General features: G+C 63.3%; 17 protein-coding genes. 10 read left to right on the forward strand and 7 right to left on the reverse strand.

Annotated features, from left to right (window positions below; genetic code table 11):
• Positions 1-46: 46 nt before the first annotated feature.
• Positions 47-553, reverse strand: coding sequence for a hypothetical protein (locus FO013_RS20590; RefSeq protein ID WP_186293245.1), 507 nt, complete (start codon positions 551-553; stop codon positions 47-49).
• Between the two features lie 446 nt (positions 554-999).
• Here FO013_RS20590 and FO013_RS20595 point away from each other — a divergent pair, with 446 nt between their 5' ends.
• The 7 genes from FO013_RS20595 (at position 1,000) to FO013_RS20625 (ending at position 8,684) form a co-directional block, all read left to right on the forward strand.
• On the forward strand, positions 1,000-2,247 hold the full coding sequence (locus FO013_RS20595) for a CaiB/BaiF CoA transferase family protein (RefSeq protein ID WP_143924437.1): 1,248 nt from the start codon (positions 1,000-1,002) through the stop codon (positions 2,245-2,247).
• A gap of 260 nt (positions 2,248-2,507) precedes the next feature.
• Entirely contained in the window at positions 2,508-3,428 is a 921-nt protein-coding gene (locus FO013_RS20600; protein WP_143924438.1) for a hydroxymethylglutaryl-CoA lyase, read from the forward strand.
• Positions 3,421-4,674 (forward strand): CaiB/BaiF CoA transferase family protein, encoded by a 1,254-nt coding sequence (locus tag FO013_RS20605; protein ID WP_143924439.1) that lies wholly within the window; start codon positions 3,421-3,423, stop codon positions 4,672-4,674. The genes FO013_RS20600 and FO013_RS20605 overlap by 8 nt, the downstream gene beginning before the upstream one ends.
• A gap of 103 nt (positions 4,675-4,777) precedes the next feature.
• Positions 4,778-5,839, forward strand: coding sequence for a tripartite tricarboxylate transporter substrate binding protein (locus FO013_RS20610; protein ID WP_143924440.1), 1,062 nt, complete (start codon positions 4,778-4,780; stop codon positions 5,837-5,839).
• Positions 5,836-6,408 carry a tripartite tricarboxylate transporter TctB family protein gene (locus FO013_RS20615; protein WP_143924441.1) on the forward strand — a complete coding sequence of 191 codons (573 nt, stop codon included), beginning with the start codon at positions 5,836-5,838 and terminating at the stop codon, positions 6,406-6,408. The genes FO013_RS20610 and FO013_RS20615 overlap by 4 nt, the downstream gene beginning before the upstream one ends.
• 9 nt (positions 6,409-6,417) lie before the next feature.
• A complete protein-coding gene (locus FO013_RS20620) occupies positions 6,418-7,932 on the forward strand; it encodes a tripartite tricarboxylate transporter permease (protein ID WP_143924442.1) in 1,515 nt (504 codons plus the stop codon).
• Between the two features lie 11 nt (positions 7,933-7,943).
• On the forward strand, positions 7,944-8,684 hold the full coding sequence (locus FO013_RS20625) for a helix-turn-helix domain-containing protein (protein ID WP_260848307.1): 741 nt from the start codon (positions 7,944-7,946) through the stop codon (positions 8,682-8,684).
• Here FO013_RS20625 and FO013_RS20630 read toward each other — a convergent pair.
• Entirely contained in the window at positions 8,582-9,100 is a 519-nt protein-coding gene (locus FO013_RS20630; RefSeq protein ID WP_143924444.1) for a DoxX family protein, read from the reverse strand. The two genes, FO013_RS20625 and FO013_RS20630, sit on opposite strands and share 103 nt — an antisense overlap.
• 166 nt (positions 9,101-9,266) lie before the next feature.
• Here FO013_RS20630 and FO013_RS20635 point away from each other — a divergent pair, with 166 nt between their 5' ends.
• A complete protein-coding gene (locus FO013_RS20635; RefSeq protein ID WP_143924445.1) occupies positions 9,267-9,857 on the forward strand; it encodes a TetR/AcrR family transcriptional regulator in 591 nt (196 codons plus the stop codon).
• A 15-nt stretch (positions 9,858-9,872) separates the two neighbouring features.
• Here FO013_RS20635 and FO013_RS20640 read toward each other — a convergent pair whose 3' ends face one another.
• Both FO013_RS20640 and FO013_RS20645 read right to left on the reverse strand, forming a co-directional pair.
• The gene (locus FO013_RS20640; RefSeq protein ID WP_143924446.1) at positions 9,873-10,523 is read right to left on the reverse strand and encodes an SRPBCC family protein; all 651 of its coding nucleotides are present in this window, start codon (positions 10,521-10,523) and stop codon (positions 9,873-9,875) included.
• Positions 10,520-10,912 (reverse strand): ArsR/SmtB family transcription factor, encoded by a 393-nt coding sequence (locus tag FO013_RS20645; RefSeq protein ID WP_143924447.1) that lies wholly within the window; start codon positions 10,910-10,912, stop codon positions 10,520-10,522. Before FO013_RS20645 ends, FO013_RS20640 begins: the two co-directional genes overlap by 4 nt.
• An 86-nt stretch (positions 10,913-10,998) precedes the next feature.
• Between FO013_RS20645 and FO013_RS20650 the strand changes: the two genes are divergently transcribed.
• Together FO013_RS20650 and FO013_RS20655 are read left to right on the forward strand one after the other, a co-directional pair.
• On the forward strand, positions 10,999-11,211 hold the full coding sequence (locus tag FO013_RS20650; RefSeq protein ID WP_143924448.1) for a hypothetical protein: 213 nt from the start codon (positions 10,999-11,001) through the stop codon (positions 11,209-11,211).
• A 126-nt stretch (positions 11,212-11,337) separates the two neighbouring features.
• Positions 11,338-11,850, forward strand: a complete 513-nt coding sequence (locus tag FO013_RS20655) for an NADPH-dependent FMN reductase (RefSeq protein ID WP_143924449.1) — start codon at positions 11,338-11,340, stop codon at positions 11,848-11,850.
• A gap of 48 nt (positions 11,851-11,898) precedes the next feature.
• On the opposite strand, the gene FO013_RS20660 is transcribed toward FO013_RS20655, so the two are convergent.
• The 3 genes from FO013_RS20660 to FO013_RS20670 all read right to left on the reverse strand — a co-directional run bounded on the left by FO013_RS20660 (position 11,899) and on the right by FO013_RS20670 (position 13,971).
• Complete coding sequence (locus tag FO013_RS20660; RefSeq protein ID WP_143924450.1) at positions 11,899-12,228, reverse strand: putative quinol monooxygenase; 330 nt, start codon at positions 12,226-12,228, stop codon at positions 11,899-11,901.
• A gap of 73 nt (positions 12,229-12,301) precedes the next feature.
• Positions 12,302-13,087 (reverse strand): acetoin reductase, encoded by a 786-nt coding sequence (locus FO013_RS20665; RefSeq protein ID WP_143924451.1) that lies wholly within the window; start codon positions 13,085-13,087, stop codon positions 12,302-12,304.
• Positions 13,088-13,212: 125 nt separating this feature from the next.
• Entirely contained in the window at positions 13,213-13,971 is a 759-nt protein-coding gene (locus FO013_RS20670) for an IclR family transcriptional regulator (protein WP_143924452.1), read from the reverse strand.
• Positions 13,972-13,980: the final 9 nt, after the last annotated feature.

Consider the following 13,980-nt stretch of genomic DNA (forward strand, 5'->3'; position numbering starts at 1 on the left):
GTTTGGAGTACCGCCCCTCTTCAGTTACTGCGTGAGGCTGAGGGAATCAGCGCTGCTGGTCGAAGCCGCCCTGTTCCTGGCCGCCTTCGTTTCCGCCGCCGAAGCCGCCCTGCTGCTGGCCACCCTGCTCGTTGTCGCCGCCGCCGCCGCCGCCCTGGTTGCCTCCGTCTCCGCCGCCTAAGCCGTCCTGCTCGGACTGCTGTCCGCCCGGGCCACCTTCGCTACGCTCGTTGTCGCCGCCGCCGAAGCCGCCGCCCTGCTCGGACTGCTGTCCGCCCTGGCCACCTTCGCTACGCTCGTTGTCGCCGCCGCCGAAGCCGCCGGATTCCTGGCCGCCCTGGGACTGGCCGCCCTGCTCGTTGTCGCCGCCGAAGCCGCCCTGCTCGGACTGCTGTCCGCCCTGGTTGCCTTCGTTTCCGCCGCCGAAGCCGCCCTGTTCCTGGCCGCCGCCCTGCTGGCCGCCCTGTTCCTGGCCGCCACCAAAGCCGCCACCCTGCTGCTCCTGGTCGCCGCCGCCGAAGTTCTCGTTGTCCTGTCCAAAGTTTTCCGACATGTTCTGCTCCTTGGTTGATGGCATACGGCCGCGTCCTGCGGCTTGATGACAGTCTTAAACATGAAGAGTCTTGATACAAGGGGAAACAAGGAAAATTGCGTGAAATTGGCTCAAGTCTCAGAAGCTGTTCATTTCCTGCCGATCTTCACAGGAAGCTCGGAGATAACCGTCGCAGTGAATGACGTTTCAACAAGATAGGGTCATCGATTCCACCTTCCGTCGGCCTTCCCGTCAGTCCTCCTGTCAGTAGACGGACATGAGGTTCTGTCGGTAGACGGACACTGGGTTCGTCGACCCTACGGCGTCATGAATTCCGAAATGTCGCTGTTGGTCTTGCTGACCTGGCACTATTGCAGAAAGACAGAAACCGGGACAGGCCCGTGTGGCAGCGACCGGCGCAGTCCGGTAGGCACATCAGAGCCCGATCGACGAACAGGAGCATCGACATGACAGCACGTCGTCTTCCACTGAGCGGTGTGCGAGTCCTCGAACTCGGCAACTACATCGCGGCACCCACCACCGGTCGCATGCTTGCCGACTTCGGTGCAGAGGTCATCAAGATCGAGCGCCCCGGCACAGGTGACGAGCTCCGCAACTGGCGCCTCAAACAGGGCAGCACCTCGATGCTCTACAGGACAATCAACCGCAATAAGAAGTCCGTTGTCCTCGACCTTCGCTCAGAGGAAGGCAGAGCTTCGGCTCTCGAGCTCGTGCGTCGCAGCGATATCGTGCTCGAGAACTTCCGCCCCGGAACGATCGAAAAGTGGGGTCTGGGACCAGATGTCCTCGAAGAGGCCAACCCCGACATCATCCTCGTGCGCATCTCCGCCTTCGGCCAGACCGGTCCCATGTCCGAGCGCCCCGGATTCGCCGCCGTCGCCGAAGGCTATTCCGGCTTCCGCGAACTCGTCGGTGACCCCGACCGGCCGCCGGTGCGCGTGGGAATCTCGATCGGTGACTCCATCGCCGGTATGCAGGCTGCGTTCGGTGCCGTGATGATGCTCTTCGATCGTCAGCGCCAGAAGATCGCCGGTGCCGCCGAAGCTGTGACCGGTTCCGATCACAGCTTCGAAGGCATGGAGTCCCTGGCAGATCGCACGGTCGACGTCGCACTGAACGAAGCCATGTTCTCCGTCATGGAATCCCTTGTCCCCGACTACTCCGCGTTCGGTGAGACGCGCACTCGCACCGGTGGACGGATGGAGGGCATCGCCCCGTCGAACGGATACCTCTGCGCCGGTGGAAAATCGGTGGTCATCGCCGGAAACGGCGACGGAATCTACAAACGCCTCATGGAGGCCGTTGACCGTCCGGACCTGGGTGAGGACCCTGACCTGCAGACCAATGCCGGTCGCTGGGATCGGCGTGAGGAGCTCGATGAAGCCATCGGCGCCTGGTGTGCCGATCGCGAAGTCACCGAGGTGGTTGAAACTTTGGAGACCGCCGGCGTTCCTGCCGGGCCGATCTACACCGCAGAGGATCTCGTGGCCGACGAGCAGCTCGCCGCACGCGGCATGATCCAACACCTCGACGTCTCGACCGGTGAAGAGACGCTGCCCGACGTGGCCTTCCCGGGAATCACCCCGGTCATCGGCGGCTCTTCGATCCCGATCGACCACCTCGGCCCGGACTTGGGTGAGCACACCGACGAGGTGCTCGAGCAGCTCGGCGGGCAGCTGCCCGAACGCGACTGAACATTCACGACAGCCCTGGGCGAAATCTCAGGCCAGAACCGAGCCCACGTCCGAACTGCCGAGATCCTTCGTCCCATTTAATGGGAGTGATGGCCCTCACTTCGTTGCCGCTTCTCATATAGCGAACATTTCACGTCCGCGCTCATCGCAGGGATGCGGGGAACGGCTATGTTGGGTGCAGACGGCAGCGCGCAAAGGAGCGCGGTGCCACTCTCGTCCCGGTCTCCGGGAATGAGCAGATCAATGAAGGAGCTCTCACCATGGTTCGGCCAACATCGGTCACGATTCTCGACACCACGCTGCGTGACGGTCTGCAGATCGAAGACGCCATCGTGCCCACCGACGCCAAGGTCACTCTGGGCCAGCAGCTCATCGCCGCGGGACTCAAGGAGATCGAGGTCGGATCGTTCGTCAATCCGAAGAAGGTCCCGCAGATGGCCGACACCGGCGAGGTCCTGCAGCGACTCCAGCCGTATGAGGCCGAGGGCGTCGACTTCTTCACCCTGGTGTTCAACCTCAAAGGTGCCCAACGTGCCGTCGACGCCGGAGCGAAGAACATCAAGCTCGTCCTCTCCGCCTCCGAAGGCCATTCTCAGGCGAACTCCGATGCCCCGATCGCCCAGGCCACGCAGCGTCTCCTCGAAGCCGCGACCTTCGCCCGTGACAACGGTGTGCGTTTCGACATCACCACCGCGGTCAGCTTCATCTGCCCCTTCGACGGCATCACCGACGCCGGCCACCTCGTCGAGGTTCTGCGTCCCTTCGTCGAAGCCGGGGCACACGGCATCGGTGTCGCCGACACGATCGGAAACGCCAACCCATCATTGGTGTCCAGGAACACCTCGGCGGTCTTGGAGGCCTTCCCGGGCAGACCAGTGAGCCTGCATCTGCACGACACATACAACTTCGGAATGGCCAATGTCATCGCAGCCCTCGACCTGGGAATCTCGAACTTCGATGCGGCTATGGGCGGCCTGGGCGGCTGTCCCTTTGCCCCAGGCGCGGCCGGCAACATCGGCACTGATGACCTCGTTCACCTCCTGCACCGTGAAGGCGTGGCGACCGGAGTCGACGTTGACGCGCTCTCGGCAGTCAGGGAACCACTGACGGCCGCGGTCGGCCATGAGCTGACATCGAGCCTGTCTGCGATCCCCGCTGTTCCGGCGGCCTACCATGCTTGAGCAGAGCGAATCCTCGACCGTCGGCGTAGAGGAGCTGCCGCTGGCTGGCATCCGCGTCATCGAGTTCTCCCATATGGTCATGGGTCCCAGCTGCGGGATGATCCTCGCCGATCTGGGCGCCGAGGTGATCAAGGTCGAACCGCGCGGGGCCGGGGACAAGACCCGCTACCTGCCCGGCTCCGGATCCGGGCTGTTCCCCGCCTTCAATCGCAACAAGCAGTCCGTCCAGCTCGACATCGCCGAGGCGGCCGATCGTGACGTCGCTCTGTCCCTCATCGATTCCGCCGATGTTCTCCTCGAGAACTTTCGGGTCGGGAAGATGGAATCCATGGGCTACGGCTACGAGGAACTCGCCAAGCGCAATCCTCGCCTCATCTACTGTTCCCTCAAGGGGTTCCTGTCCGGACCCTACGGTGGGCGCACAGCCCTCGACGAAGTCGTGCAGATGCTCGGCGGCCTTGCCTATATGACCGGTCCGCCCGGACAGCCGCTGCGCGCCGGAGCCAGTGTCAACGACATCATGGGCGGAATGTTCGGGGTCATCGGAGTGCTCTCGGCACTGCGCGTGCGCGAACGCACCGGTGAGGGGCAGGTCATCAACTCCGCACTGTTCGAGAACAACGCCTTCCTCGTCGGCACGCACATGGCACAGGCCCAGCTCAGCAGGGAACCGCTGCGTCCGATGCCCACTCGTCGAGCCACCTGGGCTGTCTACGACATCTTCCGCGACAAACACGATGACCAGATCTTCGTCGCAGCCGTCAGCGACGGGCAATGGCATGACCTCTGCGACGAGTTCGATCTGACCCAACTCGCCGGTGACACTGACCTCGAGACGAACCAGGGGCGCGTCGATCAACGCGACCGCATCCACCGCGAGCTGCAGGCGGCTCTGTCCCAGCTCGACCTCGCTCAGATCGAGGAGAAATGCACCCGCCGCGGACTGCCGGTCGCCCCAGTGAACACCCCGGCCGACCTCACTTCCGACGCCCACCTCGTCGCTTCCGGGGCTCTGGCCAGCACCGGCCTGCCCAGCGGAGACCAGGTTGATGTTCCCCTGCTGCCGCTGACCTTCGGCGGACGCCGGCTGGGTCTGCGCAGCGATGTGCCAACACCTGGTGAGCACAATGTCCGCTACCGGGATGGTCCAGCCGAAGCCTCGGAGTGGGAAGCGGGCCTCGAGTCGGATCCGAGAGCTGAACCCGTCGACGCCGATGTCGGCGAATCGAAGACACAGTCTCAGTAACACCCCGGTGCCTGGGCTCGCCCCAGGCCTCACCAGCACTTCCGGTCCCACCAGCACAGACATTCCACCACAGCAGATATCAGTTGCATTCGAAGGAGAAGCAATGCGGTCAACGGCGATCACAGGACAAGGACGGGCCACCTCGGCGAGTCGGAAGAATCGGGCGGTGAAGCCCGCGCTCAAGGTCGGTGCGGTACTGGCATCACTGGCACTCGTCGCCACGGGCTGCGGCAACAAGGCACAGGCGCCGGGGGAGGGCAGCGACTACCCGAAGGGCCCGGTCACGGTCAACGTCCCATCTGAACCCGGCTCCGGTTGGGACACCACCGCGCGTGCCCTCGTGGAGGCTCTGCAGAAGGAGAAGATCGTCTCTTCCCCGCTGCCGGTCCAGAACAAACCCGGCGGTACGGGCTGCATGTGGATGACATCGATGATGCAGCAGGAGAAGGGCAAAGACGACCAGATCGCGATCACCTCGCTGGCCAGCCAGACGATGAAGGCTCGCGGACTCTGCGAATTCGGCCCTGAGGACACCACCCTCATCGCCACCATGTACGTTGAGGACTTCATGGTCGTCTCCCCGGACAAGGGTGACATCAAATCGGTCGAGGACCTGGTCAAGGCGCTGAAGAAGGACCCGCAGAAGGTCACTGTGGCCGCATCCGGCGATGACACGCTGCCGTTCGCACTGTTCGCCAAGGAAGCCGGAGTCGACCCCGCCGACATCAACTTCGTCAACTACGAAGGCGGCGGCGAGCAGACCACCGCCATGCTCAACGGTGATGCGAAGGTCGCCATCGCCGGGCTGAGCGAGTTCCGTTCTGTGCTGGAATCCGGTGACATCAAACCACTCGTGACCTTCGCAAAGGAGCCGCTGCAGGCCCCATTCGACTCGGTTCCCACGGCTGCGGATTCCGGGTATGACGTGGCCCTTGGCAACTGGCGCGGAGTCTACGGACCGGCCGAAATGCCGCAGGAAGCCGTCGATTATTGGGCGAAGACCCTTGAAGAGGTCAGCGAGACGAAGACCTGGAAGGACACCTTGGACAAGAATCAGTGGGCGCCCGAATTCCTCACCGGCGACGAAGCTGAGAAGTACGCCGAAGACACAGCCGCCACCGTTGAGGAGGGCGTCAAAGAGACCGAACTGGGCAACAGCAAATGAGGACGCTCACTCCGGCGCTGAGGGGTGATGTCATCACCGGCATCGCCGTCACGCTTGTGGGCGCGGTCTACTACATCGCGACTTTCTGGATCCAGGAGACGAAGAACATCGTCACCCCGGCGACCTTCCCCGCGATCGTGGGCATCGCGCTCATCGTGCTCGGCCTCTTCCTCGTCGGACAGGCCCTGTACCGGAGCCGGAAGCTCGCCGAGGTGGTCCCCAGCGGAACCACCTCGGCGGGTAGAGCCTCGGCGAGCGGCGGTGCCGGCGCTGACGCGTCCGAGGGTGTGGTGGGCGTCGAGTCTGCTGGCGTCGTCCTCGATGCTCCCGAGGAACCGAAGTCGAAGCAGGTCGTGCTGCAGTTCGCGCTCTTCTTCATCTACCTCGGAATCCTCATCCCGGTCGGCTTCCTGCTTTCCACGGCGGCCTTCCTGATGACGATGACCAGCATCTATGCCCCGCACCGGTGGGTGCGCAACCTCATCTTCTCGGTGCTCTTCTCCGTCATCATCTACGTCGCATTCGTCTACGGGCTGGCCGTATACCTGCCCGTTGGGATCCTGGGATAGAGGGCGGGCATGGACACACTCATCGATCTGGGCGGCGGCTTCGCTTCGGCGCTCGAACCCTTGAGCCTCGCTTTCGCCCTCCTCGGCGTCTTGTTGGGCACCGTCGTCGGCGTGCTGCCGGGCATCGGCCCGATCTCTGCCATCGCCATTCTCATCCCGGTGTCCTTCGGGATGGAGCCGGTGCACGGACTCATCCTGCTCTGCGGCATCTACTACGGGTCCATGTACGGCGGCTCGATCACCGCCACACTCATCAAAACCCCTGGTGAGGTCGCCAGTGCGGTGACCGCCATCGAAGGCTACGAAATGGCTCGCCGAGGTCGGGGCAAGGCCGCGCTGGCGACAGCCGCAATCGGCTCCTTCCTCGCCGGGACCCTGGCGATCATCGGGCTGACATTCCTGTCTCCCGTGCTCGTGAAGTTGGCGAACGTCTTCGGCTCTACCGAATACTTCCTGCTCATGGCCACAGCACTCCTGCTGGCCTCGACGATGTCGTCCGGCTCGCGGGCGAAGGCCCTGATCTCGATCTTCATCGGCCTGGCCGTCGGCCTCGTCGGTCTCGACTTCCAGACGGGCCTGCCGCGCCAGACCTTCGGCATGAGCCTGCTCTCCGACGGCATCGACTTCACGATCTTCGCCATGGCCCTCTTCGCCATCCCCGAAGCGATCCGCAACCTCGCATTGGGACGCGGAGCCAAAGACGTGATTCAGAGCTTCGGAGACGACAGATGGATGACGAAGCAGGACTGGCAACGCTCGGCCATGCCCTGGGCCCGCGGCTCGGTGCTCGGGTTCATCATCGGCATCCTGCCCGGAGTCGGCCCGTCCCTGGCCTCGTTCATGTCCTACATCATGGAGAAGCGGATCTCGAAGCGGAAGTCCGAGTTCGGCCACGGTGCCATCGAAGGCGTCGCCGGACCCGAGGCCGCGAACAACGCCGGAGTCGGCGGTGCCATGATTCCGCTCTTCAGCCTCGGCATCCCGGGATCGGCGACCACGGCCCTGCTGCTCTTCGTCTTCACCATGTACGGACTGCAGCCGGGACCGCTGATCTTCCGCGACGAGTCGGGCCTGATCTGGACGATCATCGCGAGCATGTACATCGGCAACGTGGCCCTGATCATCCTCAACCTGCCGCTCGTGGGTGTCTTCGTCAAACTGCTGAAGATGCCTAAGGAGATCCTGTTCTCGTCCATCCTCGTCCTCGTGGCCATCGGTGCCTACGCGATCGAATTCAGTCTGTTCGGACTGATGCTGCTCGGCATCTTCGGCGTCATCGGCTATCTCATGGACAAGGGCGGAATTCCACTGGCACCGTCCATCCTGGCCCTCGTTCTGGTGCCGCTGCTGGAGGACAACTTCCGGCGTATGCTCCAGATCTCGGGCGGATCGTTCATGCCGCTGCTGACCCGACCCGTGTCTTTGTCGATCATCGTGCTCATGGTCCTGGGTATCGTCGGACCCATCATCTTCCGCTGGTGGGTGCGCCGCCGCCAGCTGTTGGCCGATGTGAGCGTGGCATGAAAGAGAACCCCATGACTGATAACTCAGCGACCACTGGCCGCTCCGAGTCCTCTGGCCGCTCCGACGTCTCGGCTGCCTCGGCCAATGAGATCGGCGTCATCGACCGCAGTGCCGCGATCCTCACAGCACTGCAGGACTCACCGATGACCGCCGCCGAGGTGTGCCGTCGTCTGGGCTATTCCAAGTCCACGACCTACCGGCTGCTGGCGGATCTGCGCACTCACCGCTTCATCGTCCGTGACAACAACGGGCTGCTGCGCTTGGGTCCGTTCCCGGGCAGGCGCAGCATCGCAACAACGAACTCGGTGCTCGAGCATCTGCGAACCCTGACCAGTGAATCGGTGCAGCTGTGGGTCCGTGTCGGGGAGGACCGAGTGTGCGTGCGCAACGTCGAAGCCGACCACGAACTCCGCGTCTCCCGCAGCGTCGGCACCGTCCTCCCACTCGTCGACGGCGGATCTGCCGCGCTGGCGCTGTGCGGCCCGGGCAACCCGCAAGAGTTCTACGCCACGAAGCAGGCACGGGTGAAGGGAACCGCCTCGGCAAGTGTGGCCTTCACCGTCGGCGGAGCCATCCTCGCACTATGCGTGTCCTACCCTCTGACCCGGGAACCGGACAATGTCGCCGGCGCCTACCGGGCTGTGCTGGGTCAGGCTGCGGTCGAGCTCAAAGGGCTGCTCGAGGATAGCGAAGAGTTCGCAGTGCTCAGGGATATCGCGCGGTTGGCCTTGGGGGCACGTCGGTCTGAATGAGGGGTGATACAGGCATGAGGTGCTGCTCGGCCGTTCTCCCATTCAGCCGAACGGAATGAGGGCGAAGCGCCCCAGGCGACGAAGATCAGTCCGGTTAGGAAGAGCAGGTCCCCAAGCAGCTCCCTGTATTCGAGCCTGCGGATCCGCTCGGTTGCGGCCCCCGCCATGTAGAGCGCCATGCCTGATGCGGCGATGGGTACGAGTACGGGTGCGATACCGAGCAGTCCGGGTAGGACCAGTCCGAGCCCGCCGGCGATTTCGATAACCCCCATGAACTTCACGGTGCCGGGGGTGAAGTCCTCCGGCCAGTGCAGTCTGGCGGCATATCTCTCGTGCGTCCAGGTCAGTTTGATGATTCCGCCGGCGATATAGCCGATGGCGAGGGCGCCTGCGACGATCCACAGTGCGATGTTCATGATTGCTCACTCTCATCATTGAGGTGCTTGGCGGCGAAGGGACGGCGACGGGTTCATGCTGTCGAGATCCCTAACGACACGATGTGTGCCGATACCGAACCAGAGTAGTCGGCACGGAATCAAACGTCAACGGCACACAACGTGCCGTTAGTGATACCGTGATGCTATGTCCACGTCATCGACGCCGCGCCGCCGCGGTTCGGAGCGCACGCTCGAGCTCCTGGATGTCACGCTTGCTCTCGCCGAGGAGGTGGGCTATCGCGGACTGACGGTCGAGGCCATCGCTCGCCGTGCAGGCGTGGGTAAGCATACGATCTATCGGCGGTGGCCCACGATCGCCGATCTTCTCCTCGATGCTCTCAATCACGTATGGTCCAGCGAGCTGAACTACCGGTCGCAGGGCGCGATCAGGGCTGACCTGCGCGAGCAGTTCCTGCGCTCGAGCTATGCGCTCTCGCACGCGCCGCTGGGCCCGATCTACCGTGCTGTCATCGCCGCTGCGCAGTCGGATGAGTCTTTGCGAGGAGCCATCCACTCGCGGTTCCTCAAGACAGTCGAGGAGAGCACATTGGAGCGCATCAGTCTCGCCCAGCAGCAGGGTCAGCTGAAGAGTGACGCCGATCTGGCTGCTGTCGTCGAGGTGCTCGTCGGCTCGCTGTACTATCGATGGCTGCTCACAGACCGTGCTATCGACGAGGGGGCCGTTGACGGGCTGATCGGCATGTTCATGGATGCCTATGGCGAGTCCGGCGTCTGAGGCTGCGCGGCGTGATCAGGCCGGAGGTTGGCCGAGGTAGAAGCCGGTGGTGCGTTCGGCCGCCGCGGTGGCATCGGCCTCAGGCGTTCCCTCTTCAGCCGATGCTTCACCCCAGCGCCTGCTGGATTCGCGGACGAACATCTCGCCCGCCTCCGACTGGATGAAGGCCTCTTCGTCTTCGGGTCGGCCCGTTCCTGCCATCAGGTGCAGGGCGAGGCCGAGGAACGCTAGGTCCCAACCCACGCCCGTGGCGCCGGGGCCGAACTGGGTCCAGAAATCCGACCCGGCCTCGGCCGAATGGGAGTGCTCCAGCGTCATCCGGGCACGGTCGCCATCCTCTTCGACGCTCACGGTGACCTGACTCGAGTCTCCACCGAACTCCCAGGTGATGCTGTAGGACTGCGGCGGCTCGCAGGCGGTCACCGTGCCGGAGGCGTTGCCCTCGATGTCGTAGCGGCCCCCGAGCTCGAGGTTTCCGCTGACGGGTGCGAACCAGCGTTCCAGCCGCTCGGAATTCGTGCACGCGTCCCAGAGGTCGTCGACCGTGGTCGGGTATGACTGGCTGATCGACTGGACCGTGTGCTGGGTGCCGTTGTCGAGGTCTATGGACAGGCCCCGATCGACGTTCTCGGCCTGTGCTGCGATGATCTCATTCTGGTCGGTCATGATCTCTCCTCGGGAGTGGCGGGTGGAGTCGTCGAATCGGTGGATCGAGTCGGTGGATCGGTCAGTCGTTTCTGTCTCTTGCCGCGCGCGATCTCGGTCGACAATGCGTCGAGCCTCGGCGCCCAGAATCGTTTGAAAGGATCCATCCATTGGTCGACGGCCTTGAGCGGCGTCGGATCTAAGGAATACAGGCGTCTCGTGCCTTCGGCTCGCTGGGTTGCGAACCCGGCTTCGCGGAGCAGCTTGAGATGCTGCGACACGGCCGGCTGGCTGATGCCGAACTCCTCTCCGACCGCGCTGACGACATCGCCTGCGCTCAGTTCGCCCTCCCTGAGGAGTTCGATGATTCTCCTCCGGACGGGATCGCCGAGGATGTCGAAAGCGTGCATATCTGAATTATAAGCATTCATCAATATAAGTCAATGGTGATTTATGGAGTCGAGGGTCTGTGGAGGCGGCCCGCTGTGGAGGCGCGGTGGATGACGTGGGTCTCGACCGACTGCTGGAGTTCATCGACCGCTCGGGACTCGAGCAGCCTTTTCGTTGCGCGCCGGGTCGTTTCCGCCATTCCCTCGAGGGAGGCGGATTCGATGCGTGCTTCGACCCGCTCGCGGCCGCACCCGAGGAACTGGGGCATGGGAAGGTGCTGCTGACGGTCTCCGATGGGATCATCACGCATCGCGCATGACGCGTCGGGCCTGCAGCATCGCGCATGACGTCAGATGAACAGTGATCCCGTTGCCTCAGCCCGCCTCTCTTAGTGTTGTGCTCATCATCGCCTCCGGCCGGTGAGCATATGAGGAGAGGAATACCCATGGGAACGCGAATCACAACAGTCGTCGGCAACCCCAATCCCGGATCGAGGACGCGTCAGATCGCCGAAGATCTTGCGGAGCTCATAGCGGCTCTGACAGGCGCGGAGGCCGGATCGACCATTGAGCTCGCCGAGGTGACCGACGAAATCTTTAAGTGGGAGTCGTCCAAGCTGAGCGCGCTCACCGACCAGCTGCAGACTTCGACCTACGCCGTGATCGCTACGCCCACGTACAAGGCGAGCTACACCGGCCTGCTCAAGGCGTTCCTTGACCGCTACGACGCCGGTGGACTGCACGGAGTCACCGCGATCCCGGTCTTCACCATCGGTTCGCCCGCACATCAGCTGGCCGTCGATTTCACGCTGAGGCCGCTCCTCGTGGAACTTGGCGCCAGTGTTCCCACAGCTGGTCTTTCATTCCCGACGGCGAAATTCGACGAGCGCGCTGCGATTCTCGATGAGTGGGTGGAGAAGCAAGCTGGCTACCTGCCGGAGGTGAAGGCCCGAACCTGATCTCCCGACATAGGGGCGTCGGGAGATCAGGCGGAGGACCAACTGGGGTCAGCTGACCTGAAGCTCTCCCATCTCGTCCCAACCCTCACCGTCAATCTGGCGAGAGATGATCTTCGGAGTGGACACGAGGGCGCTGTTCATCGGTCCGCCGTCTGCTGTCGCCTGCTGGAAGTGGTCGGACTTCACGTGTGCTTCGGCAGCGTCGTCATCGAAGGCTTCGACGAGCACGTACTCATTGGGATCGTCGAGGCTGCGTGACCAGTCGAACCATTTGTTTCCCGGCTCGGCTCGCGTCGCCTCGGTGAATTCCTTGGTGATCTGCGGCCATTCCTCGGCCTTCTCAGGCTTGACCTGGAACTTGACGACGATGAAAATCATTTGGATCCTTTCGTAGCTGATTGGGTTGGCGGGGTCTTCGCCAACTCTGGTGCTGGTGTAGGCGCGGTGTGTCTCAGGAGAACTGCATGCCGCCGTCGACGAGCATGGTCTGGCCGGTGATGTAGTCCGAGTCCTCGCTGGATAGGAACGACACGAGGTTCGCGACATCCTCGGGAACCGATACACGTCCGAGAAGGATGTCTCCCGCGTACTTCTTGATTGCTTCCCCTTTGGCCAATCCCTCCTGTTCTCCGAGCTTCTCATCGATGAGGTCCCACATCGAGGTTCCCACGATGCCTGGACCGTAGGCGTTGACGGTGATCCCGTGTTTCGCCCATTCCATCGCGGCGCCCTGCGTCAGTCCGCGCACGGCCCATTTGGTGGCCGAATAAGGTGAGAGCAGTGCGAACGGGCGGAAGGCGACGATCGATGCGGCGCCGATGATCTTTCCGCCGTTGCCCTGCTCGATCATCTGCTTGGCAGCGGCCTGGTAGGACAGGAATACGCCGGTGATGTTGACGTTGAGGATCTTTTCGAAGTCCTCTTTCGAGTAGTCGATGAGGGGTTCGACCTGAGCGATGCCGGCATTGGCCACGAAGACGTCGAGCTTTCCGCCCACCTCGACGGCGGTGGCCACGAGTGCTTCCACCGAGGCCTGATCGGTGACGTCGACCTCGGCTCCGGTGGCTTTGCCGCCGGCGGCTTTGATGGTCGCTGCCGTCTCCTGTACTCCCTCCTGCATTGTGGGAAGGTCTGCCACGATGACGTGGTGTCCATCGGCGCCGAGGCGCTGTGCGATGCCCTGTCCGATTCCTCGTGCTGATCCAGTGACGACAGCGACGCTGGTGGTCGTGCTCATGGTTGTGCTCCTTCGTATCTCGTCGTTGAGTAAGCACGATCATTCTGTGCACGAGCGAGCCCAGGAGAATATGGTCCTTCTCATGTGGCGAGAAACTTAGGTCGCCGAGGTGGCGAGTCGGCTTCTCAGCGGGCGCCGCCGCGCAGATAGCGCGAGCACAACCCCGCGTGCTCGCGCAGCGCGGTGTCGAATGTCTTCGCGCGTCCCGTCGCCTTGCTCGAAGGAGCGCTGATCGCGATGGCTCCGACCTGCATGCCTGTGCCGTTGTGGACGGGCACCGCGGCGCAGGTCTGGCGCGGCAGGAACTCGTCGTGTTCCCAGGCGATGCCGCGTGTGGCCACCTCGTCGAGATGGGTGTCGAGCAGGTCCCTGCGTACGATCGTGTGCGGCGTGAGCACGGGCATCCCGCGGGCATCGAGATACTCCGTGCGCTGCGTCTCCGGCATGGCCGAGAGCAGGATCTTGCCGAAGGCAGTGGCATGTGCGGCCTCGTTGAAGCCGAAGCGAAGCGGGCGGAGGCGGGGATGCTTCTCGCAGTCGGAAGAGTATGTCAGCAGGATGTCCGACCCTCGGTAGATCGCAAAATAGGCGGCCGTGCCCAAGCTGCGATGCAGCTCATCGGTGATCTGACGGATGGGCTGAGGAGCTATGAGGCGCTGCTGGAATGACAGTCCGAGTTCAAAGCACTTCGGTCCGAGTTCGAAGCTCTTGTCTTCTTTCAGATAGACGAGGTAGCTGCAGTCTTCGAGTTCGTGGAGCAGGCGATAGACGGTGGGCAGAGGGATCTCGAGACGGTCGGCTATGGTCTTCGCTGAGGCGCTTCCAGAGGAGGACACTGCCTCGAGTACGGAGAAGACCCTGTTGATGACGGTGCTGTTCGACATTCGCGCTCC

Origin of the sequence: Brevibacterium aurantiacum, from assembly GCF_007558825.1 — a bacterium.
Taxonomy (GTDB): domain Bacteria; phylum Actinomycetota; class Actinomycetes; order Actinomycetales; family Brevibacteriaceae; genus Brevibacterium; species Brevibacterium aurantiacum_A.

Coding starts and splice junctions, on each gene's coding strand:
- FO013_RS20590 (WP_186293245.1), bottom strand. CDS start 553: ATGTCGGAAAACTTTGGACAGGACAACGAGAACTTCGGCGGCGGCGAC.
- FO013_RS20595 (WP_143924437.1), top strand. CDS start 1,000: ATGACAGCACGTCGTCTTCCACTGAGCGGTGTGCGAGTCCTCGAACTC.
- FO013_RS20600 (WP_143924438.1), top strand. CDS start 2,508: ATGGTTCGGCCAACATCGGTCACGATTCTCGACACCACGCTGCGTGAC.
- FO013_RS20605 (WP_143924439.1), top strand. CDS start 3,421: ATGCTTGAGCAGAGCGAATCCTCGACCGTCGGCGTAGAGGAGCTGCCG.
- FO013_RS20610 (WP_143924440.1), top strand. CDS start 4,778: ATGCGGTCAACGGCGATCACAGGACAAGGACGGGCCACCTCGGCGAGT.
- FO013_RS20615 (WP_143924441.1), top strand. CDS start 5,836: ATGAGGACGCTCACTCCGGCGCTGAGGGGTGATGTCATCACCGGCATC.
- FO013_RS20620 (WP_143924442.1), top strand. CDS start 6,418: ATGGACACACTCATCGATCTGGGCGGCGGCTTCGCTTCGGCGCTCGAA.
- FO013_RS20625 (WP_260848307.1), top strand. CDS start 7,944: ATGACTGATAACTCAGCGACCACTGGCCGCTCCGAGTCCTCTGGCCGC.
- FO013_RS20630 (WP_143924444.1), bottom strand. CDS start 9,100: ATGAACATCGCACTGTGGATCGTCGCAGGCGCCCTCGCCATCGGCTAT.
- FO013_RS20635 (WP_143924445.1), top strand. CDS start 9,267: ATGTCCACGTCATCGACGCCGCGCCGCCGCGGTTCGGAGCGCACGCTC.
- FO013_RS20640 (WP_143924446.1), bottom strand. CDS start 10,523: ATGACCGACCAGAATGAGATCATCGCAGCACAGGCCGAGAACGTCGAT.
- FO013_RS20645 (WP_143924447.1), bottom strand. CDS start 10,912: ATGCACGCTTTCGACATCCTCGGCGATCCCGTCCGGAGGAGAATCATC.
- FO013_RS20655 (WP_143924449.1), top strand. CDS start 11,338: ATGGGAACGCGAATCACAACAGTCGTCGGCAACCCCAATCCCGGATCG.
- FO013_RS20660 (WP_143924450.1), bottom strand. CDS start 12,228: ATGATTTTCATCGTCGTCAAGTTCCAGGTCAAGCCTGAGAAGGCCGAG.
- FO013_RS20665 (WP_143924451.1), bottom strand. CDS start 13,087: ATGAGCACGACCACCAGCGTCGCTGTCGTCACTGGATCAGCACGAGGA.
- FO013_RS20670 (WP_143924452.1), bottom strand. CDS start 13,971: ATGTCGAACAGCACCGTCATCAACAGGGTCTTCTCCGTACTCGAGGCA.